This is a genomic window from Paenibacillus thailandensis (genome assembly GCF_042685365.1).
GTDB classification, from domain to species: Bacteria; Bacillota; Bacilli; order Paenibacillales; family Paenibacillaceae; genus Paenibacillus_AP; species Paenibacillus_AP thailandensis.
In genome coordinates, this window is record NZ_JBHUMY010000006.1 from 236,245 (window position 1) to 260,268 (window position 24,024).

Genomic DNA, 24,024 nt, shown 5'->3' on the forward strand with positions numbered 1-24,024 from the left:
CGAGGAGGTGAGCATTCGAATGTTCAAGAAGACGCTCCTTATGTTGGCGCTGCTGCTCGCCGTTACGGCGGCTTCGGCCGCCCCCGCTCCGAGCTACGCCAAGTGGGGAGCGATCGCGGTCAAAGAGACGATGAAAAAATACGGGGCCGAAATCGTGGATTATAAGCATATCGGCCGGAGGACCGTATCGGCCGATACGGCCGAGGAGCAGTTCAAGCTATGGATTCGTGCCCAAGGGGGCCGGGAGTTCGGCGTCTACGTTTATGTACGGTTCGATCCGAACAGCGAAACGTTACGGTCGGTGCGGTTCCGGGAGTCGGACCGGTAGCGCTTCTTGAAACGATGGAAACGGAATAGGGGCGGCAAGTCATCGCGGATGACTTGCCGCCCCTTCTGCCATAACTTTATTGAACGGTTCCGCGTCCGATCACGTCCAAGGGAGCGGGGGCGTCCCGTCCATGCGTTTCATCCGGTTCAGCTCCACAACCGGTCGTTGGAGTAATAATGGTTCCAGTTGTCCGTCGGCTCCCATAAGCCTTTAATTTGAGGGTGCATATGCTCCGCAAGCACTTCGTCGTTCAAGTCGTCGATACCGAGTCCCGGAGCGTCCGCGATCGCGATAAAGCCGTTTTGCACGAGCTTTTTCGGCAGCTTGCCCGCCACGATGATGTCATCCCACCAATCGACTTCGCAGGAGTGGTATTCGAGCGCCAGGAAATTCTCGGTCGCCGCCGCCACATGTGCGGCCGCCAGGCAGGCGATGGGGCTTTCCGCCATATGGATGGCCATCGCCACGCCGTAGTCCTGGGCCATGTCTCCGATTTTTTTCGTCTCCAATATGCCTCCAGCCGTGAGCACGTCAGGATGAATAACCGATACGCCCCCGGCCTCGAGCAGGGGCTTGAAGTTTTCTTTCAAATAGATGTCTTCGCCCGTGCAGATCGGCGTCGTTACCGAGCGGGAGAGCCGCGCGTATTGTTCGGTATATTGCCAAGGGATCATGTCTTCCATCCAGGCGAGATTGTATTTATCGACCCGGCGGCCGAGCTTGATGCAGTCTTCCAAGCCGATATGGCCGAAGTGGTCGATGGCAAGCGGCACCTGGTAGCCGATAACCGAACGGACGTCGGCCACATATTGCTCCAGCATGTCGAGACCCTTTTCCGTGACGTGAATGCCGGTGAACGGGTGGGGGATATTGTTGATGTCGTAATGGCGGTTGCGAATGTCCCGGATTTGATCCTCGGTCAGGTCGTCCGCCTGCCGGGCGTAACGCTGTCTGGACAGCTCCCGCATCTCTTCAAGGAAACCTAAAGGAGCGCTCAGCGTCCCGGGTTCGCCGATAATTTGTCCGATGCCGAGATCCATCTTCAGAAACGTAAAGCCGGCATCCATCCGCTTCTTCAGCGCTTCGCCCATCGCTTTGCCCGTATCTTTGCCGACGACTTCCGTATCGCAATACATGCGGATGCGGTCGCGGAATTTGCCGCCCAGCATCTGGTAGACCGGAATGCCGTACGCTTTGCCCGCAATATCCCATAGCGCGATCTCGATACCGCTGACGCCGCCGCCTTGCCGGGCGTGTCCGCCGAATTGCTTGATGCGCCGGAACAGCTTGTCGATCTGGCAAGGATTCTCGCCGATGAGCCGTCCTTTCAGCATCTGAGCATACACTTTGTCCGCGCCGTCGCGCACTTCGCCGAAGCCGACGATTCCCTGGTTCGTGTATACCTTGATCAAGCTGCTGTGGAACGGTCCGCCGACGATGTCGGCGAAACGAATGTCGGTAATGCGAAGCTGGGAAGGGCTCGAATGGGTCGATACGTGCGCCAATGTCTCTTCATACGTTTCTTTGTTCACCATGTGCAACGCTCCTCTAATCGGAATTTACTACAAGTGCATGCTGCCCCCGTCAAGCCGGATTGCGGCGCCGTTCAAATAGCCGTTCTCCTCCTCGGCGATAAAGCAAGCGAGCCGGGCCACGTCGTAGGGCTTTCCGACTCGTCCCGCGCGAAACTTGATGCGAAGCCTCCGCTCGCGGGCTTCCCGTTCTTCGGGCGACAGACGGTCCGGCTTCGGTCCTTTGCCGACGTCGACCGCGCCCGGCTCGATCGTATTGACGGTAATGCCGTAAGGCGCAAGCTCGATCGCAGCTTCCCGTCCAAGCATGCGGATGGCTCCTTTGGTCATCGCATACACCGGATCGAAATCGGTGGGGCGTTTGGCATGCACCGAGGAAATGTTGACGATACGGCCGTAACGGTTTTTTTTCATATAAGGGACGACAGCTTGAATGCATTGCCAATAACCTTTTACATTAATGGCCATCATGCGGTCGTAAGACAAATCGTCATATTGAAAAAAATCGTAATTCAACTGGAGCGCGGCATTATTGACGAGGATGTCGATCGTCCCGTAACGCTCGGCCACTTGTTCCGTCATCCGGTCGATATCCGCTTTCGCCGCGACGTCGGCCTGCACGACGAACGCTTCGCCTCCGGCCGCTTCAATGGCTTGCTTGGTGGCGAGAGCGCCCGCGGCGCTTTGATTGTAATGAACGGCGACCTTCGCGCCGCGGCGGGCGAGCTCGATGGCGACGCCTTGGCCGATGCCCGTGCCGGCTCCCGTTACCAATGCCGTTTTACCCGTTAGGGTCATGTTCCGTCACCCGACCTTGGACGTTTCATTTTATGATCCATGTAATGAAGCAGGAAGCCTCCGTCCAGCCGAATGTCCGCCCCGTTCAAGTATCGGGCTTCCTCCGAGACGAGGAAGCGGGCAATGGCCGCAGCGTCCCGGTAGCTGCCCAACTCGCCGGAAGGCACCTTATACCTGTAGTTGTCGTACAGGGTGGAGAACGGACTGCGGAAGCGGTCCGGGTCGCCTTCGACGGGGCCCATCTCGATCGTATTGACGCGGATGCCGAAGCGGCCGAGATATAAAGCGGCTTCCTTCGCCAGCATTTTGACGGCGCCTTTCGAGGCGCTGTAAGCAAAGGACGAGCCGGTCGGCTTCTCGGCATGGACGGATGTAAGAAAAACGATTGAACCGTGCTCAAGCTCGGCCATTTGCTTGCCGACGGCCTGCGCGCACAGAAACGCCGTTTTGGCGTTCGCTTCCATGACCGCGGCGAAATCCCGTTCTTCGCAGTCTTCCGTGAGCGCAGGGATGTAATGGTCGTTGTTATGAATCAGCACGTCGACCGGGCCGAGCTGGTGCCGGGCTTGTTCCAGCAGCAAGGCCACTTCCTCGCGCGACGTCAGGTCGGCGTTTGCTACCAGCGCTTTGGCCCCGGCCGCATCTACGATACGAAGTTCGGCTTCGATCTCCGAGCCGCCGGAAGGGCTGCCAAGCACCAATCCTGCACCGCTTCCGGCAAATTCCCGAATGAACGCTTTGCCGGAAGGGCTGTCGGCATCCGTGATCATCACGACAGAAGCGCAACGTTCCATAAATCACCTCCAGCACAAGTATCGAAAGCGTTTGAATCGTCCCCTTTATCATAAGGATTGCGGACGCCCAGGGGCGAGGCGTTAAACTTATGATTTTGTTTGTTTTTTCAAGACGGTCTGCTATCGCCCGAATCAACTTAAACAGGTATAATTCAGATGAATTTGCAAATGGAGGGTGAAGCGGTGCGGGCGGAAGAATATCAAATTTTATCTTTATTGAAACAAATAACGAGGGAGGAACAAGCCTGGGTGAAGGCCGTTTTCGAGCGGCGTTGCGGGAAGCCCGTCGGCTTCACGCCGGAGGAACTGTCAACCATGAGCTTGGAGCTGCTTATCCCGCTTCGCGATACGTTAAACGGATTCGTCCTGACTAAGCAGGCGGCTCCCACAATAAAAGAGGCGTACGAGCGGTTAAACACTAAAAAGCTGCCAAGAAAAGTGAGCTTTGGCAGAGCGGAGCGGCTCGAGGATTAATGCCGTCCGGATAAAACGGATTAAAGCCAATTTTCCCTATCCATAATAACGATTCACCGGAGATAATGGCGGTATGAGCAATGATTATGCTTACGAATGGGGGAGAAACGACGATGGCTATTTCCGTAAGGCCGTTAAAGCTGCCGGAAGATTACGAAGGAATCGCTGCCTTGCTCAACGCGTTATGGTCCAATCCGGTAACGGCGAAGAAGCTGGAAGAAGACGACAGGAAGCTGTACGAAACGGGGCGCACGTATTTCGACGATAACGGCCTGTTGGCAGGCTATGACCGATTGCGGCTTGTTGCCGTTACGGACGAAGATCGGGAACGGATTGTCGGTTATGTTTGGATATGGCGGGCGCCGTGGACGGAGCCGGGGCAGCTCAATCTGACCCTTACCGTGGAGGAGAAGCATCGCTCGCAAGGGGCGGGCCAACTGCTGCTGAACGAGGCGGTCGGCTGGGCGTTACAACGGGGAGCTTCCCGCATCGTGACCGAAATATGGGACGATGACGAGAGCTCGCTGCTTTTTGCCAAAAACAGAGGTTTTGTCGTCGAACGGCACGCCTATCAGTCGGAGCTTAAACTTGCGGATACGGGGCAAGCCGGCGTCATGGACGACACCTTGCTTCTTGATCTGGAGAAGCAAGGCATCGGCTTTAAGACGCTCTCGGAGCTGCCCGGCGAACAAAACGAGAGAAAGCTGTACGAGATTTACAAAGAAACGTTGGCCGATATACCCGGTTTTACGGGAGAAGTGCCCGGTATCGACGACTGGCGGCAATGGTATTTGAAAGTCGAAGGATACGATCCGGAATGCGTGCTGATTGCTGTCGATGGCGAACGGTTCGTCGGGGTGACCAACGTGTTGCATCATCCCGCTACAAACGGCATGTATCACGAGTATACCGCCGTAAGCGGGTCGTACCGGGGGCGGAAAATCGCTACCGGGCTCAAAATCAAGGCGATCCGTCTCGCGGCAAGCCGGGGGGCGGCTTACATTCGAACGGATAACGATTCGATGAACGAGCCCATATTGCGGATCAACCGAAGTCTTGGTTATAAGCCGCTGAGAGGATTGTACCGCGTGTACCGGGAATTGCCTCCAGCCGGCGATTGATACCGGAGAAGTCTGCACCGATTCCTTACTCCGATCCGACCGAGGGATGCGGCGTGAAGACGGTGAGCATCGAATACGGGTCTTCAGCCAGCACAAGGCAGTTATAATCGTACGGGACGATGCCTTCCGTCGGGTGCAGCACCCGCTTGAATCCTTCGGTCAGCCGGTATACGTTATGCTCGGGCCACCAGGCGGCGAACTCTTCGCTTTCCGAGCATAAGCGGGCAACCAGCCTCCGGTACCACGTGTAGTCCGAATGTTTGCCGTAGTAAGACCTGAACTGGGCCAGCAGCGCCCTGGCGACCGACGGCCAATCCGGAAAGAGCCGCCGGTATTTCGGGTTCACGAACATGCGCCAAAGCAGGTTCAGCTCGTATTCGTCCTCCGAATGCTCGAAGCCGAACAGATCCCCCGCAGCGCGGTTCCAATCGATAACGCTCCACTTTTTCCCCGTTATATAAGCCGGATAGCGCTCAATTTCATGCAAAATAAGCCGCACCGCAGGCGAAACCCGCTGTTCGTCCTCCGCCGCCGATTCCAGCGAGGCATCGTCTGGCAGCCATTGCCCTGCCAGTTCGTAAAGATAGGCTCGCTCGTCCTTATCGAGCTTTAACGTCCGGGCCAAGCTTTCCAGCACTTGATCGGAAACGCGAATGGGACGTCCTTGCTCCATATACGTATACCATGCGAGCGATACGCCGGATAAGGCGGCGACTTCCTCGCGGCGCAAGCCGGAAATCCGCCTATGGGTTGAGTCCGCAGGCAGCCCCGCTTCGAGAGGCGTCAGACGCTGCCGTCTTGTTTTCAGGAAATCGCCGAGTTCTTTATGCCTGGAATTTGAATTCAACGGATGCACACTCCCTTCTTTCAGCTTGACTGGTATTTATTATCCCACAATCGAGAGTGTCCCTGCTATCTCTACTAGCATGAACGATATACTTCCCCGCCTCCTCCGAACGGAATTAAACTGAAAGCGAATCGGCCGACTGGATGGAGGGAGGATGAATAGATGGAGCATGAATATAAGGTGTACATGGTCACCGGAGCGACAGACGGCATAGGGAAAGCGACTGCAGAGCTGCTGGCCCGAACGGGAGCCGCCGTACTGCTGCATGGAAGAGACCGGAATAAATGCGAAGCTGTCGCGCGCGAGCTGAGCAGACGGACAGGTAATCGGAAGCTCCGCTGCTACGTGGCCGATTACCGCTCCCTCGCGGAGGTAGAACGAGCGGCCGAGTCGATTGCTTCGTGCGAGCCTAGACTTGACGTGCTGATCAATAACGCCGGAATCGGCTCGGGCAAGCTTAGCGACAAGGTGCGGAAATTGAGCGGCGACGGTCATGAGCTCCGGCTGGCAGTCAATTATTTAGCGCCTTACTTGCTGACGCGCCGTCTTGTGCCGCTGCTGCGAAGCTCCGCGCCCGCCCGCATCGTCAACGTCGCTTCGGTAGGCCAGAAGCAGATCGCATTGGACAATCTTATGCTCGAGAACAAATATGATCCGTTCGAAGCCTACAAGCAGAGCAAGCTGGCTCTTATTTTGTTTACTTTCGAGCTTGCGGAACGTTTAAAGCCGGCTGGCGTCACGGTTAATTGTCTTCATCCGGGCTCATTGCTCAATGCGAAGATGGTTCGCGAGAGCTTGCCCTTCGCATTCGGCAGCGCCAAATCGGGGGCCGAATGCGTTGCCCATCTTGCGCTCTCCCCGGGACTGAGCGGGGTGACGGGCCGCTATTACGATCAGAAAACCGAAGCGAGGGCCCACCCCCAAGCGTACGACCGCCGGTTTCGCCAGCTGCTGTGGAGCGTTACGGCGAAGCTGACCGGGTTATCCGACGACGATGAAGCTTGAAGGTTAAGGTTTAAAATCTTTAAAAGAGAACGGGAGAGTGGAAGGATGAAGCAAAGCTATCGAGGCTCGGTGCTTATTACCGGTGCTGCGGGAGGGATCGGCCGTGCGGCCGTACAGCGATTGGCGAGCATGAACTACCGGGTTTTCGCCGGGGTAAGGGAGGTCGGGCAAGCGAAGCGGTTATCCGCAATCGGCAGTAACGTCGTTCCCGTCGTACTCGATATCACCGATTCGGGTTCGGTTGAGTCAGCGGCGTCTGCCGTAAAGGATGCGCTGGGTACAGAAGGATTGGACGGCCTCGTAAACAACGCCGGCAAGATCGTGCAGGGACCGCTCGAACTGCTTTCCATGGAGGAAATCAAACGGCAGTTTGACGTCAACGTCTTCGGCCAGATCGCCGTCACGCAAGCCTTTCTTCCGCTGCTTCGCAAGTCGGGCGGACGAATTGTGAACATCGGCGCGGTCACGGGCAAGACGGCAATGCCTTATATCGGCGCGTTGTCTGCATCGAAGCACGCGCTCGAAGCGGTGAGCGACGCGCTCCGCGTCGAACTGGAGCCGTGGCGCATCCATGTGTCGCACATCGATCCGGCGGCGCTCGGAACCGACATTTTCGCCAAAGCGGGGGCGGAGGCGCGGCATTCGCTGAACCGGGTGCCGGAAGAAAAGCGCAAGCTGTACGAGAAGGCGATTGCCGCGGTCAACGCTTCCTTCGCCAAGCAGCCCGTGTCATCGGCGGACGTTGCGGCGGTCGCGATCGTTCACGCGCTTTCATCCCCGCGTCCGCGGACTCGTTATGCGGTAGGCAAGGGTGCTCGCTTGGTCGTTATGCTTAGCCATTTGCCCGACCGGCTGAAGGACCGTCTGCTTAAGGGCTCGCTTGGATTAGCCAAGCTATAAGGAAGGCGCCCCGTTGTCAAAGGCGCCACATTCTTAGAAAGAGGCGATCAATGGGAAGTGCAATGGTTAATGTATGGATGAACCAGGCGTTTAACCCGCTCCAAGCCTTCCCACATATCGCCGGGGCCGTCATAGATCAGCACGAAGGATCCGTCGTATCCCTCCGCTTGCACGGCATCCAGACATCGTTTCAGCTCCCGCTCGTCCGGAATGCCGTTTGCGTCATATTGCGGTTTAACGTGGACGGAAGAGCTGAAAGGAACCGTCCGGGAGATTTCTTCGTATTTGGCCGATCCGGAGAAATTGCCGAAGTCGGTAATGAACCCGACTTTGCCGCCTGTCCGATCGAGCAGCTTCAAGCTGCTTGCTCCCGTTGACGTAAGAGGCTTGAAGTTTTCCGTAACGACGCGCACGCCTAACCCTTCCGCATATTCCGACAGTGCGGCAAGCGCATGTGCGGAGCGGTCGATAGCCTCGTTGTCGGAAGGCGGGGCTTCTCCCGCCACGAGCCGAATCCGCTTGGCCCCGCATCGGGAAGCGATGCCGATCCACCGGGCCATGAACGAACGGTCGGCTTCCGCCCTGTCGCGATTCTCCGCGGTTAGATCGCCGTAATCGAGCAGCAGCGTATCGAAGGAGACGCCGGCTTCCCGAAAGGCGAGATTAAGCCGTTCCAAATAGGCTTCGTCCGTGGAAGGGAAGTGGAAATGGCAGATTTCGACCGCTTGGTATCCCCGTTTGGCCGCTTCGGCCGGCAAGTCTAGCAGCTTCAGAAGCTCCGGCTGGTCTTCAATTTGCGTCTCGTGGGATAACGTCGCCGGATTCCAGCCCGTCCAGCGAAGCGGCCCGAGGATACGGTGCAAGCTCCAGGTGCTTAAGGATAAAGTTGGCATAAGATTCCGCCTTTCCTATAAAGAAAGTGTTTTCATCATCATACCAGCGGAATCGGTATTTGAAATTGTCGGGGTTTGCGTTCTTTTTCATCCGATTTGGTATCTGCGATTGGTCATCGCAGTATGCAGCAGCTTTCCGTTCCTAGCAAAAAGCAGGCGTGAAAGTTTAACTTTCAGCCTGCTCGTGTTCTTGCTTCGTATCGTTTTTTAGAATCTCTTGTTCCGGCTCGTCGAAAGGAACGCGGTCCTCGTCGTAGTACATCATACTGCCTCCTTCGTCTACTATTTTTTCAATTAGTATAAAATACCCGATTCAACTTATGATTAACTATATGTCAAAGCACGGTAAACGTTCGTGCCATTGCCCATCCCGATTGGCTGCTTTCATGCCGCATGCTACTATAAAGGAATAACAAAAAACATTATGGTCTTTAATGGATACTTTATTCGACACGCCCGGCGATTATGCCGGCTGGACAGCGCTTGGTGCGGCGAACTTAACCGGCCGGCTTGTCCAATCCAGGCTCGACGATGATTTGATCCGCATGAAGGGTCGCGTAAGACGCGCAACCGCATGAGACAGACAGGAGATCGACCGCAATGAAAAATTTGCTCGTCACGGGCTACAGAGCACATGAGCTCGGCATTTTCGACCAAAAGCACAAAGGTATTCCGATCATCAAGCAAGCCATCGAGGCGCGGCTCGTTCCGCTCGTCGAGGAAGGGCTGGAATGGGTCATTACGATGGGCCAATACGGCGTGGACTTATGGGCATGCGAGGTCGTAATAGAGCTGAAAAAGCGTTATCCGAACCTCAAGCTTTCGATATTGTCCGCCTACTTGAACCCAACCGCCAATTGGAAGGAAGAGAAGCAGCAATATTTCCGCGAGATATTGCAGCGCGTGGACTACTATGGCGTAGTCAGCAACCAGCCGTATAGCGGCGTATGGCAGCTAAGAGCAAGGGAGGAGCTGCTTTTTCGCAAGACGGACGGCATTTTGCTTTTTTACGACGAAGACTCCGGCGAAGCAAGTCCGAAGTTCTTGAAGGAGAAAGCGTGGAAGAAGCATGTGGAAGAAGGATACGGCTATATCGGCATATCGGCTCAGGATGTGCAGGATCTGGCGGACGAGATGCAATGGAATTACGGGGAGGACCCCGAGCTGCCGTAACAAATGTCGAATGATGAAGGGCGCGTCTTGTCTGAGCTCGCTATAAAAGGTATAGTAAGCAAGTAAGTTTTAACTGCTCTATATTTCCAACAAGCGAGTGATGAAAGTTCATGAAAGTGATTAGGCGTCGCGGGCAGGGCGTGAAGCTTTCCGTGACGATTTCGACGGCCGTTCTGCTTTCCGTGCTCCTTACGCTTCTTATTAACATGGCGCTTGGTTACCGCGCTCAACAAAATTCGCTTTACGAGACGACGCTGGAGTCGAACGCGATGAATGCGCGCGTCATGAGCCGGACCGCCAATTCGCTGCTTCTCTCTATGGCTAATAGTATCGAGACGATGGCGGAATTTATTACGTCCAATAGCTTTACTGAACAGTCGCTTCAGGACTATTTGGATTACAGCTTGAATGCCGGGTATTTTTTCAATTCGCTTATTCTCGTCAACAGCGACGGAGTCGTCGAAGCGACGTCTCCCGGCTCCTTGCATCTCAGCGGCCGAGTTTTGAAGCAGGGTGCGGCGAAGGAAGCTCTTGAATCGCGGCAGCCTTCGATCTCGAAGCCTTACACCGCGTCTACGGGAAGAATGATCGTATTCGTCAGCCATCCGATCTTCGGGGCTTCCGGCCAATATAAAGGGATGATAGCCGGCACGATCTATTTGCAGGAAGACAATCTGTTCAACAGCATACTCGGACAGCAGCTGAACAATGCGAACGGGACTTATTTCTATGTCGTCGACTCGTCCGGTTATTTGATCTACCACCCGAATAAGGACCGTATCGGAGAGAGCGTCGCCGGCAACTCCGTCGTAAAAAAGCTGCTTCGCGGCGAAAGCGGCTCGGAGGAAGTGATCAATACGAGCGGGAAACGGTATTTAAGCGGTTATGCCTCCATTCCGGCAACCGGCTGGGGCATCGTCACGCAGACGCCGGTTGCGGTCATTTCCGAAGCGGCAGGAACGTTGATGAAACAGATGCTGCTGTATTCGTCGCCGTTTATTTTGCTTCTCGTTTTGTTGACGTTTTTTCTGTTCAGGAAGTTTACCGACCCGCTCCGCCAATTGGCTCATTATGCGGGAAGCATGACGAATTCGGACCAAATGGCCGTCATGCCGCCTTCGATCAAGAAATGGAACTATGAAGCGAACGAACTCAGCAAGACGATAACGTTTGCCATTGAAGTGCTGAAGGAACGTTCCGACAAGCTGCATTACGAGGCGCATACCGATGCGTTAACCGGTCTGATGAACCGGCGAACGATCGACGAAATGATGGGCAGGTGGATGCGGGAGCGGCGGCCGTTTTCGCTTATTCTGATCGATATGGACCGTTTTAAGTCGGTCAATGACACCTACGGTCACCGGATGGGGGACGAAGTGATCAAATTTCTCGCCTCCGTGCTTGTCGATATGAAAGGAAAAGACGACTTATGCTGCCGATACGGCGGAGAAGAATTCGTTCTGCTGCTGCCGCTCGCCGATACCCGCCAGGCGTTCGCCAAGGCCGAGCGGATACGGATGCGCATGGAATCCGAGAACAGCCCGACCGGCATGCCGGTAACGTTGTCGCTGGGCGTTTCCTCCTATCCGTGCCAAGCGAGCAAGGCGGAGGAGTTGTTCCATCAGGCGGATGAAGCGCTATACCAAGCGAAGCGCCATGGCCGCAACCGGACGGTCGTCTACGGGGAAGCCGCTGTTGACGATAGCCGTTACGCAATCCCGAATTAACCGGAAACGGAATGGAAAGGAAGAGGGATCGTGAATATCGTAATCGATCAAAAGGGGAATTCGAAAATGGCGATTGTCGAAAGCCCGGACATCGTTATTCGCGATGTTCAGGACGCTCTTGATTTAATGGCTTCCGTGAACTATAACCACGACGTTTATAAAATGATCCTGCATCAATCGAATTTGACGGAACAATTTTTTGAGCTTAGAACCGGACTGGCCGGAGAAATATTGCAGAAATACGTCAACTACAGCATGAAGCTGGCTATCGTCGGAGATTTTGACGCGTATGACAGCAACAGCCTGAAGGATTTTATCTATGAATGCAATAAAGGCAAGCAGGCGTTTTTCTTGAAAGACAGAGAGGATGCGCTTCGCGCCCTGCATAGCATTAATTAAAATACGTATAGTCGATATTTCAAGCATCGGGTACAAACAATTGCCAACCGTCCTATGAACAGGGCGGTTTTTGCTATTAAACCAAAAAGCCGTGTTCGTTTGTCAGAAACGACGCTCGTTTAGAGTCTATAGATCAGGCCGACAAAACGCGAGGTGCTATACAAATGACGGAACGATGGGAAACGCCCCTGGAAAAAGCGGAAGAAACGGAGCTGGTCCGGCAAGCGAAAGCCGGAAGCCGCGAAGCGTTCGGCGAGCTGGTGCGCCGTCACCGGGCGAAGGTTTACGGATACGCCAAATCGATTGTCCAAGAGCCTGCCGCAGCGGAGGATATCGTGCAGGATGCGCTCATTCGCGCGTTTCTGCATGTCGGCAAGCTGGCGGATATCCGCCGTTTTTTGCCATGGCTGCATCGAATCGTCCGCAACCGGGCTTATTCCGCGCTGCAGAGCAAGCATTACGTCCGCGAACGGAATTTCGGACAGATTTCTTCGTCCGGCGGGAATGATTCGAACGGCACGGATTGGAGTTCTCTGGAGCATATTATGCAAAAGTTCGGCAGCCGAAGCGCGATAAACGAGCACGGAAGAACGCCCGAGGATGAACTGGTACGCGCGGAGCTTCTTGCAATGATCGATAAGCTGCTGGGATGCTTGAACGAGAGGGAGAGGCTCGTATTCGAAGCCCATTTCTTCGAGCAGCTGCCGCCGCAGGAAATCGCCAGGCTTACGGCGATGTCGTCCGCCAACGTCTATCAGCTCATTTCCCGTTCCCGCAAAAAGCTAGCCGCCGAAAGAGCCCGCGTCATGGTCGACCAATACTTGAAAACGAGAAAGGATTTGATCGGCTTGAAAAAGAAAGTTTTGGAGCAACCGGAAAAGCTGGCGGGAACCGCATGGTCGTCGGCCGGCGCATCGCTGCACGGCATCATCAATTATGACGAAGAACGGTACAGCTTGCCTAAGGTGATGGGCTTTACAGGGCTTGCTTTCCGCATCGGCATCGGAGAAGGAGACGTGCATATCGCGGGGCCTACAGGTTTCGACTTCAAATCGATATTACAAAGGGGAGCGGCGAACATGGGGCTGCATGCCGTCGCCGTATCCGAAATGAGCCCGGATATCGGCCCGAACTCCAATCTGATCGATCCGTATTTGCTGACGAGCGAGGCGAAAAACAAACGCCCGATCTCGGATGCGCTGCCCAAAGCGCTCGAGCTTATTCAACAATCGATCGATCGCGGAAAACCGGTTATGGCATGGGATCTGTTTATTCCGGAGTTCGGCATCGTCTACGGCTACGACGACGAATCCCAAACGTTAAGCGCAGTCGAATGCGGCCGGTTCGGCGAGCTTCCATACGATCGTTTGGGACGCGGCTATTTGAAGGACTTGTTCGTGCTTGCGATCGCCGATGAGCGGGAACTCGGGCAACGCGACAGGCTTCGCGGCGCGTTGGAAACGATTATCGACCATTATGACGGACGGGAACAACGCGTCGGCAATATCGTGACGGGGCTTGAGGCTTATGACGCATGGATGGAAGCGTTCAGCGGCGGAAACATCGAACCTAACGGCAACGCTTATAACGCCGCTGTCGTGCACGAAGCGCGGCAATTCGCCGCCGCGTTCCTTGAAGAGCTAGCCGCAAGCTGGCAGGGGACGGATGAGGCCGACGTCCGCATACGCCGCTTGTGCACAGGAGCTTCCGCTTTGTACCGGCAGTTGGCGGAACCGCTGCGAGAGCTTACGTCGATGTTTCCGTTTCCCGAAGGCGGACAACCGAACGACAAAGCGAACGCTTTGGCAGCCGACCGGATTTTGGAGCAAGCGAAGGCTCTTGAGCTGCAAGCAGTCGGCTTGTTGAGACAGATCTACAAAGAACTGAATTAATGGCTATTGACCGAGCGCCCCTAGGGGCGTTTTTTTTAGTGCGGGCAGGCGAGAGCGGGGGCGGCGTTGAATTGTTATACCTATATGGGAAAAAGGAGTGCTGCCGATGAAGGCGTTATTAGTAATCGATGTGCAGAACGGTATCGTGGACCTTGGGGATTTCAACAAAGAGCTTTCTTTGACCGAAAGCGTGATTAAAGATTTTAAACGAAGCGGAAGTCCCGTCATCTTTATGAGGCATTTCGACGATAGGGAAGAAAGCCCGCTGCACGAAAGCTCGGCCGGCTCGGAACTGCACGGTTCGTTAAAGGATTACGCCGACTATGTGCTGGCGAAGCGAACGCCGAATTCCTTTTACAATACGGAGCTGTCCGCTACGTTGGAACGATTGGGCGCCGCTCACCTGTTCGTCGCCGGCTTCGAGACGGAGTTTTGCTGCCTGTTTACCGCGATCGCGGCATTTGACAGAGGGTATAAAGTTACTTTTATCAAGGACGCGACCGGAACCGGCAACACGGGCGAAACATACGGAATGCAAGGATTGGACATTCGAAATTTTGTAGGAAAAGTGCTGGATTGGTCGAATGTCATCGAAGTGCTGGACTATGAGCAATACGACGAGAAGTACAATTCCGAAACGTTTCCGGGATGAACCGCAAGCGGGTAGAGGCATATGCCATCGGCCGGAGAGCCCCGGACAACAACCGGATTGGGCAATAGCGCCGGACAGCGTAATCATCGCTTGCGGCCGCAGGACAAGTTTGGACTCCGGCTGCATATATATGGGAACATATCCGTGCCAGGAGGCATCCTTTATGTTCTCGGTTCGCAAAGTGATAGCTGTCGTCATAGGGAGCGTGTTATGCTCCGTGGGAATCAATTTTTTTCTGACGCCGCTGCGCGTGCTTGACGGCGGGCTTATCGGCATCGCGCTAATATGCAATTATCTGTTCAAAATGAAGGTCGGACTGGTCATGCTGCTGTGCAGCCTGCCGATTTTCGTCCTCGCCTGGCGCAGAAGCAAGGATCTCGTGCTTAACAGCATTAACGGATTGCTGCTGTCCAGTTATGCGATCGATATTTTGGCCCCTTACCAATATCATTTTCTTTATTACATCGAATGGACGCCTTATACAAGAGCGGTGCTGGGCGGCGCGATCATCGGGACCGGAATCGGCATTATGGCCAGGTACGGAACTTCAACCGGCGGCACCGACCTGCTGGCGCATATCATCGCCCGATACGTGCCGCTCAATATCGGCGTCATTATTCTTCTTACGGATGCCTTCGTCGTAGGAATCGGCAGCTTATTGCTGGAGGAGGAAACCTTGCTGATGTCGATGCTGACCATTACGGCTGGCGGCGTGGCGACGAGCTTATGCACGCTATCGTCCGGAAACCGGCATTAAAGCAAGCTTCTCGCCGCAGCCGCAGGGCAAAAAAAATAGCCCGTCGCCGCGGGCAAAATAGGATAGGTGTTCAATGTCGAATAAGAACGATTCTATTATGCGGCAATAACCTTAAAATGAAATGAATAGAAGCTTAAAGACTAGAATTTTTTACTTAAGTTTCTACTATTCGAAGGCCAATTCCATGAAAAAAACTTAAAACCAGATGTCTGAAGCTTCAAGGGAATCCCTTTCGGAATGAAATGGCCGTCAAAGTTTAGTTCAGCTTATACAGCACCCCTCAGAGGACTTCAGCGGAAAAACTTCTCGTAATGGGCGAGAGTAAGCAGCGGCCATATCGTTTTGTAGCTGTAATAATCGGAATAGAACAGGCCGGGCAGCCCGGCTCCCGTCGGATAATGATGCGTCCAATTCGGTTCGGCTTGCAATTGGTCCAATAGCGACCTTATGCCCCGGTCGATTTCGGCGGAAGGCTTCGCATGCGCCGCGATAAGCGCATCCAGCGCCCACGCGGTTTGCGAAGGCGTGCCGGCTCTCAGAGGCACATATTCCCCGGCCACGTCGCTTCTGCACGATTCCCCCCACCCTCCGTCCGCGTTCTGGACGTTCAATAGAAAGCGAACGCCCCGCCGCACGGCGCCGTTATCCGTTCCCGTACCGGTTGCCAGAAGCCCCGTTAACGCGGACCAAGTCCCGTACAGGTAACAGATCCCCCATCTTCCGTACCAGGAACCGTCCTTCTCCTGATGCTGGAACAGCCACTCGGAACCGTGAAGGATGTAGTCCAACCGGACATCCAAGCCGGCCGAGCCCAAAAACTCCAGCGTTCTTCCGGTCAAGTCCGCCGTAGACGGGTCAATCGCAACCGATTTGGCTCCGTCGACCGGCAGCCAGGTAAGCCATTCTTTGTCCGTATCCTTCTCGAAAGCCGCCCAACCCCCGTCCCGGTTCTGCATCGACAATACCCAGTTCAAGCCGCGGTTCCATGCGTCCAGATGCCTCTCGTCCTTTGTTCGGAGCCGGGCGATTGCGCGCAGGGCCGCCGTCGTGTCGTCGACGTCCGGGTTGATCGCGTTCGAATCGGAGAAGCCCCAGCCGCCGGGCACCGGGTTCGGATTGCGAAGGCTCCAATCCGCAAGGCTGCGATGCTGCTTGCCGAGCAAATAATTTGCGGCGCGTCCGATAGCCGGATGACGGGCGGGCAGCCCCGCTTCCTGAAGCGCGTGGGACAGCAGCGCCGTATCCCAGACGGCGGAAGGGGTATTCTGGAGAAAAACATGCTTGCCGTCCTCGGTTTGACCAAGCATCGAGGCAAGCCCTTCGATCGCCCGGACGATGACCGGATGGCGTTTGCCGTACCCTAACGACAGCAGCGCCATAATCATCAGCAGCGTGCTTGTGCCGTAGCTGTACAGCGTCCCGTCGGCTTCGATCCGATCGAGCATAAACCGCTCCGCCTTGCGCCGGGCTTGCTCCCGCAGCTCGGCCGGAAAGCCGGCCAGCTTGGAGACGGCCTGTTTGACGGCATCGAGCATCGCGTCAAGTCCACGGTTCGTTCCGGACGGGCCGGGTTCCGTCTCATCCGGAGCATCGCCGTCGCCGTCGCGGTTGCCGATCAGCATAAACAAGTCCGGCGAAACGGGCGTCTTTATCGCATACCGCCGGTCGGCAAGCAGCATGATCGGGACGAAATGAACGCGGCCGTAAGCGGAGAAATCGAACAGGTTGACGGGAAAATGGGGAGGAAACAGCAGAAGCTCGATGGGCAATATGAGCTTTGTCGGCCAAGGGTACTGCCCCGTTGCGGCCAGAAACGTTTTGGTCAAGACGCTGTTCACCTTGCGCAAGCCGCCCCGAGAGGCAATAAACCGGCGGGCGAGCTGCATGGACTCGTCCGCCTCGCTGCTGTAGCCGCTGTAAAGCAGCGCGTAATACGCGTCCACGGAAGCGGACAGATTGCCTTTCGGCTCGTCCTTGTATACTTTCCAGGAGCCGTCCGGCTGCTGAACCGACTTGATGCGGTCGTGCAGCTTGCGGATCAGCTCTTCGTCCGGATGCTCCAACGTCCGGAGCACGATAATGAAATAGGCGTCCGGCGATGTGCCTCCGTCGAACGGGAAGCGCCAGCTTCCGTCCGGCTGCTGCCTCTGCAGCAGCTCGCCGCTTATTTGACGGATCGCTTCCGTAACGTCCAGGTTGAGCGTCATTGCGGTTCTCCTTCCTATACGGGCAAAAATAAGCTATTGTATAGCCTATGAGCGAAAAGAAGTGAGATGAACCTTAAAACCTTTCTTTAAAGCGGTATCCCGTTTTCCAAGATTATTCGACAGGATTTTTTTTAATTGCAGTATGAAACAAAATCGCGGGTGAACGCGTATGTATTACGTCTCCCGTTTTTTTCCGGGAAAGGAGTGATATAGGTGGATACGGCAATCAAGGTTAACGTTATGGAAAAATTGGCAAGCGGAGAATTGCGCGAAATTGACGAGCGAGAGTGGACGGCGGCGATGATCGAAAGCCTGAACCATGTCAATTACATCATGATCGGCGGAGTCGAATACGAAACGATCGAAGGCCGGTTAAACGTCGACACGGGTGCGCTCGAGCTGCTTGTCGCGAAAGTGATGCATCGATAACGGACGGAGGGGTTCATGGATGACAGAGAAAGACAAGCGGCAGAAGGAATTGCATCTTCGTTTTTTTACGAAGGACGGAATGCCGCTGAAGGTATTGTCGACATCGCTTGGAATCGCGCTCATTGCGCATGCGATGGGTTCCGCGGCGCCTGCCGGCAACGTTTATGCCGAGGCTGCGGGAGAGGCGGCGGCGTCGCCTGACGGGGCGCCGAAGCTCGTCGAATGGTCGACGGAGGAAGTAAAAGCGTATTACGACGCTTATCTCGATTGGAACATTCCGATGCTGCAGGAGGAGGAAGAAGAAGGGCAAACGACGGGCTCCGGCTCCGCGTCTGGCGGCGGAACAGCTCTCGGAGGCGGAACGGCCACCGGAGGCGGAACGACGGTCATCCATTCCGGCTTCGGATGGGATGACTTGATGCTGTACCATCTTATCTTTAATCAAGGCAACGCTTATTCGTCTTCGGCTTGGCACGGGTCGCATACGGCTTACGACTATCGGACGGGGAAAGTCTACAAGCCGGCGACTTACAGCTCGGGAACGTTCCAGAACAAGCCGGTCACAGGCTCGGCCGTCAAGCCTAAGACGTCGAACACGACCGGCTCCATTACGCGCCGCTCAACCTCGTCCTCCCCTGGCGGCATCGGCGGCAACTCCAGCGGCTACACCTCTTCGAGCTCCGGCTCAAGCTCGTCGAAGTCGACCGGATCGAGTTTCGGCGGATGACGCGCGTATTCGAAACGGTCGGCAAGCCGCATCCCGACCGGGCGGAGCAGGTAAGGCTGCTGAGCGAGCTTGGGTTCGGCTGGGCGGATCTGGACGACGAGCCGTATTGGATCGACCAGGCGATCGCAATGCGGGAAGACGTTTACCGCGAACTTATGGATGCTTCGGCCACGTTATGGAGTCTGTTCGACCGGACGGTCAGGCACTTCGTGATCGGCCGGCGCGAATTGTACGCGATGCTGGGGGTTCCTCCCGTCTTATGGGAAGCGCTGGATAAGCTCCCGATCAACGGAAAGGGGCTCATCAGCCGGTATGCGAGATTCGATTTCGCCATATCCGACGAAGGCGACATTAAGCTGCTCGAGTTGAACGCGGATACGCCGACCGGGTATGTGGAGGCTGCGGAGGCTACGCCTTGGGTATGCGCAAAGCACGGGATTGGCACGCGGAACGGCCGGATGAAGGAGCTTATCGCGCAAGCTTGGGCGGAAGAGCGGCCGGATACGGCGGCGTGCGTGGCTTACGGCTCGCATGCGGAAGATTCTGGCACGATCGATATGCTGATCAAGCATAGCGGACTTGGCGTCAAAGCGGCGGATTGTCTCGAGCTGTGGGTGGACAACGGAGTGCTGAAGGACGGCAGGGGAGAGCCGATCCGCCGGATGTTCGCGTTGTATCCGAAGGAGTGGATGCATGTCGACGACGGAGGCGATGCGCTCGCTTACGCTCTGGAGACCGGCAATTTGACCTTGTTTAATCCGGTTCACGCAATCTTGCTCCAGTCCAAGGGACTGCAGGCGCTCATCTGGGGATTGTACGAGCTTGGCATGTTCTATGACGAGGAGGAGCGGGAAACGATATCCCGATATATGCTGCCGACTTACAATAAAGCCGTCTTCGACGGAAGCTATGTGTCCAAGTCGATGTTCGGCAGAGAGGGCGGCTCCGTCACGATTTACAATGAAGCCGGAGAGCTGGAAGCGAAGGATACGGACGGCTTCGACACGAGCAGCCTGTTCCCGCGCGTTTACCAGAAAAGAGCCGAGCTTGCGAGCGTGCGTCTCGAAGCGGGCGGCTTCCGTCTGCTCACCGGCGTGTTCGTCCTTAACGGCGAGCCGTGCGGCTTGCTCGGAAGAGCCGGCGGTTTGATTACCGGCAATACCAGCCATTTTGTCGCGATAGGAGTGGGGGATTGATGAATCATTACGGTTACAGGAAGCCGGACGGGCCTAGCGGCTCGGGCCGCTTTCTTTCGCTCGCGTTTGGCGCCATCGTGTTCATTATTATCATGAGCGTCCTGTTTAACGCTTGCTCCAGCAGCAACTACGGCGGTTCGTCCGTATCGTGGTCGTCGTCGGATAACGCCGGCACGGCCGGGCAGGCGAAGCAGGAGACGACGGTTCCGTGGGATTACCGGATTGCGGAAGCGGAAGTCGGCGATTTGATCGGCCAGGACATGACCGTCCTGCCGGACAACGAGCTGATGCCGAACGACGGGAATTACGGCACCGGGGACAAAATTTGGGCGCTGCAGTATATGGATGCGGAAATGACGACGGACAGCGACGGGAAAAACGAGATTAAGCTTAGCGCCTGGAGAACGATCAAAACGTTCAAGACGAAGGAAGAAGCCGAAGCGGATATGAACAAGCTGAAGGTCCGGATCAAAACGGAAACGAAGCTCGTCGGCGTTTACAAAACGGAATACAACGGCGAAACCCGGCAATTCGCCGTGCTGGAGCTTCCTTCCGGCAACCGGGTGAAGCAGCCGATCGACGCGGAGCGTTACGGCGCGCTGAAGTCGGCGGACAAAGCGAATATTATTTTGGAAGAAGTGCACGATTTTGCGGATTATGATTTGACGTATGCCAAATTTCGGGGGTGGGCTTCGTGAGTTTTGCGGACTTGATCGATTTGATCGTAGGAATAGCCGTTATTATTGTTCTTCAATTGCTTGGTATGCTGGTGTTCAGCTGGATGACGCCGTATAACGATCTGGAGGAGCTGAAGCGGGGCAATACCGCCGCCGGTCTCGCGATGGGAGGCAAGTTTCTCGGAACGGCTATCGTGCTGGGCGTCTCGGCCTATACGAATACTTCGATCTGGCATATGGCGCTTTGGTTCGCCATCGGCTACGTTTGCCTCGTTCTCGTATATTGGGTATTCGAATGGGTAACGCCGGGCATCAAGCTGTCCGAGCATCTGAAGAACGGCAACGTTGCCATCGGTACGCTGCTATGCCTCGTATACGTCGGAATGAGCTTTGCGATCAGCAGCTTGATCGTTTGAACGGACGTTCGGGCAGGCTTATCCTGCCCGCATGTGGAAGCAATGGTAAAGTCACAGGAGCTCTTCGAGCCTCTGTGACTTTTTGCTGCTTCGCGGCGTTCGGCCCGTTCCAAGCGGTTCCGTCCGGGACGGCTTTAATTAACGCCGGAACGGTTCGTTCTTTGACGGGGACAGAAGAAAAGTTTCGGCTTGTTTTGCAGAAAGTCGAAATAAGTCGTATATTATAGGGTAGGTAATGGGATTACGGCCCATTTATCGATCTGGTTCGAGGGGAGTTTGAAGATGGGGAACATGGCTCAATACGGCATCCAGCTGGATGCGCAGTCCGTTCACGACAAGCAGTTCAAAAGAAAAACAAGAGGATACAGCATGGAGGAGGTTGACGAATACCTCGATGAAATTATAAAAGACTACACGAGAATGCAGGAGATTATCGCACGCTTCGAAGCGGATCTTGCGGACATCCATGCCGAGTTGATGAAAAACAAAGAGTCCTACGATCAGTTTATGATCAAAAGAAGGCTCGAAGACCTTGAAATCAAGGTGTTCGGCGAAAGAAGAGAGTATTTGCGTCCTCGCGTTTAACGCGAAGGGGATAGCGGCCCGGAAAGGCTTGGCGGCGCGGACAATCGCGTCTCGCCGGGCCTTTTTTTGCGGCGCCGGTCCGAAATTTGGTCTGCCTTTGAACGTATGGTATCATAGTAGTACAAGATGCTGATTGATTTGGAGGGACCACCGATTACGAACTTCGTTACGAATGACGCAATGACCATGCTGCAGCAAACGAGCCGCACCTTCTTCATTCCGATCAGCCGCCTGGAACAGGGGCTTAAAGAAGCTGTAAGCGCTGCCTACCTATGCATGCGGGCGATTGACGAAATCGAAGACCATGAACAGTTGCCCGATTCCTTGAAAACAAGCCTGCTGCACGGCGTTCACGATGCGGTAAAGAAGCCTTACTTATTGGATGAAGTCCGCAAGCTGCTGGGGCCTCATCAAGACGTTTTGCCCGCGGTAAGCTTCCGCCTTCCCGATTGGGTTCAGCTTTGCCCTCCATCAATCGTCGGCACCGTTCTGGAGTATACGTCCCGAATGGCCAAGCAAATGGCGGAATGGGTGGAGAACAAGTGGCAAATCCATACCGAAGACGATTTGGACCGGTATACATACAGCGTCGCCGGCATGGTGGGCGAGATGCTATCGGATTTGTGGCGGTGGTATGACGACACCGATTCGGACCGCGCGAAAGCCGTTGCGTTCGGCCGGGGACTGCAGGCGGTTAACATCATGCGCAACCGGAAAGAAGATCTGGAACGTGGCGTCGATTTCTACCCGACGGGATGGGGAAACAAAGAAATGTTGGCGTATACGCGCCGCAATTTGCGGCTTGCCGACGAGTACACGAAGGAGCTTAAGAAAGGGCCGGCCAAAGAATTTTGCAAAATTCCGCTGGCGCTGGCTCATGCGACGGCAAACCTGATTGCGGTAGGCGGCAATAAGCTGACGCGCGAGATGGTCCATAAAATCGTCGGCAAAGCGTAACCGAAACGAATAGTATGGCACGACCGGCCGGATTCATGGAGAATCCGGCTTTTTGGCGTTGCATGGCTGCACGTTAAGACGAGCTGCCGACAGGTTCCGGGGATGTTGGTCCCAAAGCGGGGATGAAGCGTTTACATCGAATGCGGCCTATGCGGCGAACAGCCCGTCTAGAACTACCCGCCGGCATAAAATTATTCGGCTCCGTTCGCCCCTTTTTCCGTAACCTGTAAGAGGTCGACAAAGAAACAGGAAAAACACGCTCATCGTTTGACACGTTTTTCCTTGCCGCGTGTGTACAATCTAACCTATATCGTGACGAGTTACCTTATCAAAATGGGAAGAGGTGTAGTCATGCGAAAAGGGAACAAGCAATTATGGATCTATCTGCTGAGCATGGTTTTGCTTGTCATCGTTGAGGTGCGTTTCCAGACGACGATCAAAGCGGCTATGGTGAAAGCCCATGAGCCGAACATAGCGATATTGAACGGTATACATAACTGGCATGCGATTGGATTGGAGAAGCCGGTGCTGCTCGAATGGTCCGGGAAGCGTCCGGCCGCGGCCGCGTTATCAGAGCCGGCGAGTCAACCGTCCGCGGAACGATCGGCCGGCGAGCAGGCGACGGCGGCAAAACAGCTGTCGGGCGCCGCAGCCAGCGTTACCAAAGCATCCGGCCAGGAACCCGCAAAGCTCTATCAGGTTACCGCTTATCACTTGAACGTACGGTCCGGTCCCGATGCGGAAACGAAGATCGTAAAAGTCGTCGACCGCGGGATGGAGCTTGCAGTCAAGCAGCAGCTGCCAAGCGGCTGGCTGGAACTGCAGGACGGAGGTTATGTTAACGGCAAATACGCAAAGGCCGTCTCCGCGATCGAGCTTGCCGCGGTTAAGCAAACAACGCCGCCTCTTCATCTGCAGACGTTAGCGGGCGATGCGCAGCCGGGGCAGGAAGCGGCGAAGCTGACGCTTCAGCAGGACGATACCGAGCGGCAGCCGGCCAAGCCGGCCAAACCGACATCAAAGGTCGAAACGGCGTCGGATCTTACCGAAGCGGATATTTCGGAGCTGTTTGAAGGGACGGAGCTGGAAGGACACGGCATCGAAGAGGTTGTATTGGAAGTCGAAGAGGAATACGGCATTAATGCGCTGTTTACGATCGCCGTCATGAAGCTGGAAAGCGGAAACGGCAAAAGCAAGCTCGCCAAAAACAAAAACAATTTGTTCGGACTGAATGCGACGGGCGGAGGAAATCATAAGGCGTTTAGTTTTGAGACCAAAGGGGACAGCGTCCGAAAATTCGGCCAGCTGCTGTCGAAGCATTATGTAGGCAAAGGGCTTACGACGATCGAAAAGATCGCCAAAAAATATTGTCCGGCCAACCCGAAATGGGCAAGCCTCGTCATGAATATTATGAAAAGGGATTATAAAAAACTTTGACCATAGATCGAAGACCGTCTTCGATTTGCCATAGATAAACGTGAAAGGTCTGGATCGGACGATAATGTCCGTCCAGACCTTTTAGCCTTATAGCGGGCCTT

The 24,024-nt window shown here is 55.2% G+C and carries 25 protein-coding genes; 19 read left to right on the forward strand and 6 right to left on the reverse strand.

Features of this window, described 5'->3' with window-relative positions:
* Nucleotides 1-19: 19 nt before the first annotated feature.
* Nucleotides 20-328 (forward strand): DUF3889 domain-containing protein, encoded by a 309-nt coding sequence (locus tag ACFSW5_RS05975; protein WP_379270494.1) that lies wholly within the window; start codon nucleotides 20-22, stop codon nucleotides 326-328.
* 146 nt (nucleotides 329-474) lie between these two features.
* Here the strand turns inward: ACFSW5_RS05975 and ACFSW5_RS05980 are convergent, their stop codons facing one another.
* From ACFSW5_RS05980 to ACFSW5_RS05990, 3 genes are read right to left on the reverse strand one after another with little or no spacing between them, the layout of a single operon-like run.
* Nucleotides 475-1,863, reverse strand: coding sequence for a mandelate racemase/muconate lactonizing enzyme family protein (locus tag ACFSW5_RS05980; protein WP_379270495.1), 1,389 nt, complete (start codon nucleotides 1,861-1,863; stop codon nucleotides 475-477).
* Between the two features lie 27 nt (nucleotides 1,864-1,890).
* Complete coding sequence (locus tag ACFSW5_RS05985) at nucleotides 1,891-2,658, reverse strand: SDR family NAD(P)-dependent oxidoreductase (RefSeq protein WP_379270496.1); 768 nt, start codon at nucleotides 2,656-2,658, stop codon at nucleotides 1,891-1,893.
* The gene (locus ACFSW5_RS05990; RefSeq protein ID WP_379270497.1) at nucleotides 2,655-3,452 is read right to left on the reverse strand and encodes an SDR family NAD(P)-dependent oxidoreductase; all 798 of its coding nucleotides are present in this window, start codon (nucleotides 3,450-3,452) and stop codon (nucleotides 2,655-2,657) included. Before ACFSW5_RS05990 ends, ACFSW5_RS05985 begins: the two co-directional genes overlap by 4 nt.
* 156 nt (nucleotides 3,453-3,608) lie before the next feature.
* Here ACFSW5_RS05990 and ACFSW5_RS05995 point away from each other — a divergent pair, with 156 nt between their 5' ends.
* Both ACFSW5_RS05995 and ACFSW5_RS06000 read left to right on the forward strand, forming a co-directional pair.
* Complete coding sequence (locus ACFSW5_RS05995; protein ID WP_379270498.1) at nucleotides 3,609-3,926, forward strand: hypothetical protein; 318 nt, start codon at nucleotides 3,609-3,611, stop codon at nucleotides 3,924-3,926.
* A gap of 113 nt (nucleotides 3,927-4,039) precedes the next feature.
* On the forward strand, nucleotides 4,040-5,047 hold the full coding sequence (locus ACFSW5_RS06000) for a GNAT family N-acetyltransferase (RefSeq protein WP_379270499.1): 1,008 nt from the start codon (nucleotides 4,040-4,042) through the stop codon (nucleotides 5,045-5,047).
* A 25-nt stretch (nucleotides 5,048-5,072) separates the two neighbouring features.
* Here the strand turns inward: ACFSW5_RS06000 and ACFSW5_RS06005 are convergent, their stop codons facing one another.
* Complete coding sequence (locus tag ACFSW5_RS06005) at nucleotides 5,073-5,894, reverse strand: helix-turn-helix transcriptional regulator (protein ID WP_379270500.1); 822 nt, start codon at nucleotides 5,892-5,894, stop codon at nucleotides 5,073-5,075.
* 162 nt (nucleotides 5,895-6,056) lie between these two features.
* Here ACFSW5_RS06005 and ACFSW5_RS06010 point away from each other — a divergent pair, with 162 nt between their 5' ends.
* Nucleotides 6,057-6,899, forward strand: a complete 843-nt coding sequence (locus tag ACFSW5_RS06010; protein WP_379270501.1) for an SDR family oxidoreductase — start codon at nucleotides 6,057-6,059, stop codon at nucleotides 6,897-6,899.
* 45 nt (nucleotides 6,900-6,944) lie between these two features.
* Nucleotides 6,945-7,799 (forward strand): SDR family NAD(P)-dependent oxidoreductase, encoded by an 855-nt coding sequence (locus ACFSW5_RS06015; RefSeq protein ID WP_379270502.1) that lies wholly within the window; start codon nucleotides 6,945-6,947, stop codon nucleotides 7,797-7,799.
* A gap of 47 nt (nucleotides 7,800-7,846) precedes the next feature.
* Here the strand turns inward: ACFSW5_RS06015 and ACFSW5_RS06020 are convergent, their stop codons facing one another.
* On the reverse strand, nucleotides 7,847-8,692 hold the full coding sequence (locus tag ACFSW5_RS06020; protein ID WP_379270503.1) for a sugar phosphate isomerase/epimerase family protein: 846 nt from the start codon (nucleotides 8,690-8,692) through the stop codon (nucleotides 7,847-7,849).
* A gap of 600 nt (nucleotides 8,693-9,292) precedes the next feature.
* Here ACFSW5_RS06020 and ACFSW5_RS06025 point away from each other — a divergent pair.
* The 6 genes from ACFSW5_RS06025 to ACFSW5_RS06050 all read left to right on the forward strand — a co-directional run bounded on the left by ACFSW5_RS06025 (nucleotide 9,293) and on the right by ACFSW5_RS06050 (nucleotide 15,292).
* Nucleotides 9,293-9,865 (forward strand): DUF1273 domain-containing protein, encoded by a 573-nt coding sequence (locus ACFSW5_RS06025; protein ID WP_379270504.1) that lies wholly within the window; start codon nucleotides 9,293-9,295, stop codon nucleotides 9,863-9,865.
* 110 nt (nucleotides 9,866-9,975) lie between these two features.
* Entirely contained in the window at nucleotides 9,976-11,592 is a 1,617-nt protein-coding gene (locus ACFSW5_RS06030; protein ID WP_379270505.1) for a sensor domain-containing diguanylate cyclase, read from the forward strand.
* Nucleotides 11,593-11,622: 30 nt separating this feature from the next.
* Nucleotides 11,623-11,991, forward strand: coding sequence for a DUF4180 domain-containing protein (locus ACFSW5_RS06035; protein WP_379270506.1), 369 nt, complete (start codon nucleotides 11,623-11,625; stop codon nucleotides 11,989-11,991).
* Between the two features lie 164 nt (nucleotides 11,992-12,155).
* On the forward strand, nucleotides 12,156-13,883 hold the full coding sequence (locus ACFSW5_RS06040; RefSeq protein ID WP_379270507.1) for an RNA polymerase sigma factor: 1,728 nt from the start codon (nucleotides 12,156-12,158) through the stop codon (nucleotides 13,881-13,883).
* Nucleotides 13,884-13,989: 106 nt separating this feature from the next.
* A complete protein-coding gene (locus tag ACFSW5_RS06045; RefSeq protein WP_379270508.1) occupies nucleotides 13,990-14,535 on the forward strand; it encodes an isochorismatase family protein in 546 nt (181 codons plus the stop codon).
* A 163-nt stretch (nucleotides 14,536-14,698) separates the two neighbouring features.
* Nucleotides 14,699-15,292 carry a YitT family protein gene (locus ACFSW5_RS06050; RefSeq protein ID WP_379270509.1) on the forward strand — a complete coding sequence of 198 codons (594 nt, stop codon included), beginning with the start codon at nucleotides 14,699-14,701 and terminating at the stop codon, nucleotides 15,290-15,292.
* Nucleotides 15,293-15,582: 290 nt separating this feature from the next.
* Here the strand turns inward: ACFSW5_RS06050 and shc are convergent, their stop codons facing one another.
* Nucleotides 15,583-17,499 (reverse strand): squalene--hopene cyclase, encoded by a 1,917-nt coding sequence (gene shc, locus ACFSW5_RS06055; protein WP_379270510.1) that lies wholly within the window; start codon nucleotides 17,497-17,499, stop codon nucleotides 15,583-15,585.
* A 213-nt stretch (nucleotides 17,500-17,712) separates the two neighbouring features.
* Here shc and ACFSW5_RS06060 point away from each other — a divergent pair, with 213 nt between their 5' ends.
* The 8 genes from ACFSW5_RS06060 (at nucleotide 17,713) to ACFSW5_RS06095 (ending at nucleotide 23,923) form a co-directional block, all read left to right on the forward strand.
* Nucleotides 17,713-17,928: a hypothetical protein gene (locus ACFSW5_RS06060; protein ID WP_379270511.1), complete on the forward strand. Its 216-nt coding sequence runs from the start codon at nucleotides 17,713-17,715 to the stop codon at nucleotides 17,926-17,928.
* A 19-nt stretch (nucleotides 17,929-17,947) separates the two neighbouring features.
* Nucleotides 17,948-18,655 carry a hypothetical protein gene (locus ACFSW5_RS06065; RefSeq protein WP_379270512.1) on the forward strand — a complete coding sequence of 236 codons (708 nt, stop codon included), beginning with the start codon at nucleotides 17,948-17,950 and terminating at the stop codon, nucleotides 18,653-18,655.
* Nucleotides 18,652-19,851, forward strand: a complete 1,200-nt coding sequence (locus tag ACFSW5_RS06070) for a glutathionylspermidine synthase family protein (protein WP_379270513.1) — start codon at nucleotides 18,652-18,654, stop codon at nucleotides 19,849-19,851. Before ACFSW5_RS06065 ends, ACFSW5_RS06070 begins: the two co-directional genes overlap by 4 nt.
* Nucleotides 19,851-20,549, forward strand: coding sequence for a signal peptide protein (locus tag ACFSW5_RS06075; RefSeq protein WP_379270514.1), 699 nt, complete (start codon nucleotides 19,851-19,853; stop codon nucleotides 20,547-20,549). Before ACFSW5_RS06070 ends, ACFSW5_RS06075 begins: the two co-directional genes overlap by 1 nt.
* Entirely contained in the window at nucleotides 20,546-20,944 is a 399-nt protein-coding gene (locus tag ACFSW5_RS06080) for a DUF350 domain-containing protein (RefSeq protein WP_379270515.1), read from the forward strand. The genes ACFSW5_RS06075 and ACFSW5_RS06080 overlap by 4 nt, the downstream gene beginning before the upstream one ends.
* Before the next feature lie 282 nt (nucleotides 20,945-21,226).
* The gene (locus tag ACFSW5_RS06085) at nucleotides 21,227-21,529 is read left to right on the forward strand and encodes a DivIVA domain-containing protein (protein WP_379270516.1); all 303 of its coding nucleotides are present in this window, start codon (nucleotides 21,227-21,229) and stop codon (nucleotides 21,527-21,529) included.
* Between the two features lie 138 nt (nucleotides 21,530-21,667).
* Nucleotides 21,668-22,486 carry a squalene/phytoene synthase family protein gene (locus ACFSW5_RS06090; protein WP_379270517.1) on the forward strand — a complete coding sequence of 273 codons (819 nt, stop codon included), beginning with the start codon at nucleotides 21,668-21,670 and terminating at the stop codon, nucleotides 22,484-22,486.
* A 351-nt stretch (nucleotides 22,487-22,837) separates the two neighbouring features.
* Nucleotides 22,838-23,923 carry a glucosaminidase domain-containing protein gene (locus ACFSW5_RS06095; RefSeq protein ID WP_379270518.1) on the forward strand — a complete coding sequence of 362 codons (1,086 nt, stop codon included), beginning with the start codon at nucleotides 22,838-22,840 and terminating at the stop codon, nucleotides 23,921-23,923.
* Nucleotides 23,924-24,024 lie beyond the last annotated feature (101 nt).

Coding starts and splice junctions, on each gene's coding strand:
- ACFSW5_RS05975 (WP_379270494.1), top strand. CDS start 20: ATGTTCAAGAAGACGCTCCTTATGTTGGCGCTGCTGCTCGCCGTTACG.
- ACFSW5_RS05980 (WP_379270495.1), bottom strand. CDS start 1,863: ATGGTGAACAAAGAAACGTATGAAGAGACATTGGCGCACGTATCGACC.
- ACFSW5_RS05985 (WP_379270496.1), bottom strand. CDS start 2,658: ATGACCCTAACGGGTAAAACGGCATTGGTAACGGGAGCCGGCACGGGC.
- ACFSW5_RS05990 (WP_379270497.1), bottom strand. CDS start 3,452: ATGGAACGTTGCGCTTCTGTCGTGATGATCACGGATGCCGACAGCCCT.
- ACFSW5_RS05995 (WP_379270498.1), top strand. CDS start 3,609: ATGAATTTGCAAATGGAGGGTGAAGCGGTGCGGGCGGAAGAATATCAA.
- ACFSW5_RS06000 (WP_379270499.1), top strand. CDS start 4,040: ATGGCTATTTCCGTAAGGCCGTTAAAGCTGCCGGAAGATTACGAAGGA.
- ACFSW5_RS06010 (WP_379270501.1), top strand. CDS start 6,057: ATGGAGCATGAATATAAGGTGTACATGGTCACCGGAGCGACAGACGGC.
- ACFSW5_RS06015 (WP_379270502.1), top strand. CDS start 6,945: ATGAAGCAAAGCTATCGAGGCTCGGTGCTTATTACCGGTGCTGCGGGA.
- ACFSW5_RS06020 (WP_379270503.1), bottom strand. CDS start 8,692: ATGCCAACTTTATCCTTAAGCACCTGGAGCTTGCACCGTATCCTCGGG.
- ACFSW5_RS06025 (WP_379270504.1), top strand. CDS start 9,293: ATGAAAAATTTGCTCGTCACGGGCTACAGAGCACATGAGCTCGGCATT.
- ACFSW5_RS06030 (WP_379270505.1), top strand. CDS start 9,976: ATGAAAGTGATTAGGCGTCGCGGGCAGGGCGTGAAGCTTTCCGTGACG.
- ACFSW5_RS06040 (WP_379270507.1), top strand. CDS start 12,156: ATGACGGAACGATGGGAAACGCCCCTGGAAAAAGCGGAAGAAACGGAG.
- ACFSW5_RS06045 (WP_379270508.1), top strand. CDS start 13,990: ATGAAGGCGTTATTAGTAATCGATGTGCAGAACGGTATCGTGGACCTT.
- ACFSW5_RS06050 (WP_379270509.1), top strand. CDS start 14,699: ATGTTCTCGGTTCGCAAAGTGATAGCTGTCGTCATAGGGAGCGTGTTA.
- shc (WP_379270510.1), bottom strand. CDS start 17,499: ATGACGCTCAACCTGGACGTTACGGAAGCGATCCGTCAAATAAGCGGC.
- ACFSW5_RS06065 (WP_379270512.1), top strand. CDS start 17,948: ATGACAGAGAAAGACAAGCGGCAGAAGGAATTGCATCTTCGTTTTTTT.
- ACFSW5_RS06070 (WP_379270513.1), top strand. CDS start 18,652: ATGACGCGCGTATTCGAAACGGTCGGCAAGCCGCATCCCGACCGGGCG.
- ACFSW5_RS06075 (WP_379270514.1), top strand. CDS start 19,851: ATGAATCATTACGGTTACAGGAAGCCGGACGGGCCTAGCGGCTCGGGC.
- ACFSW5_RS06085 (WP_379270516.1), top strand. CDS start 21,227: ATGGGGAACATGGCTCAATACGGCATCCAGCTGGATGCGCAGTCCGTT.
- ACFSW5_RS06095 (WP_379270518.1), top strand. CDS start 22,838: ATGCGAAAAGGGAACAAGCAATTATGGATCTATCTGCTGAGCATGGTT.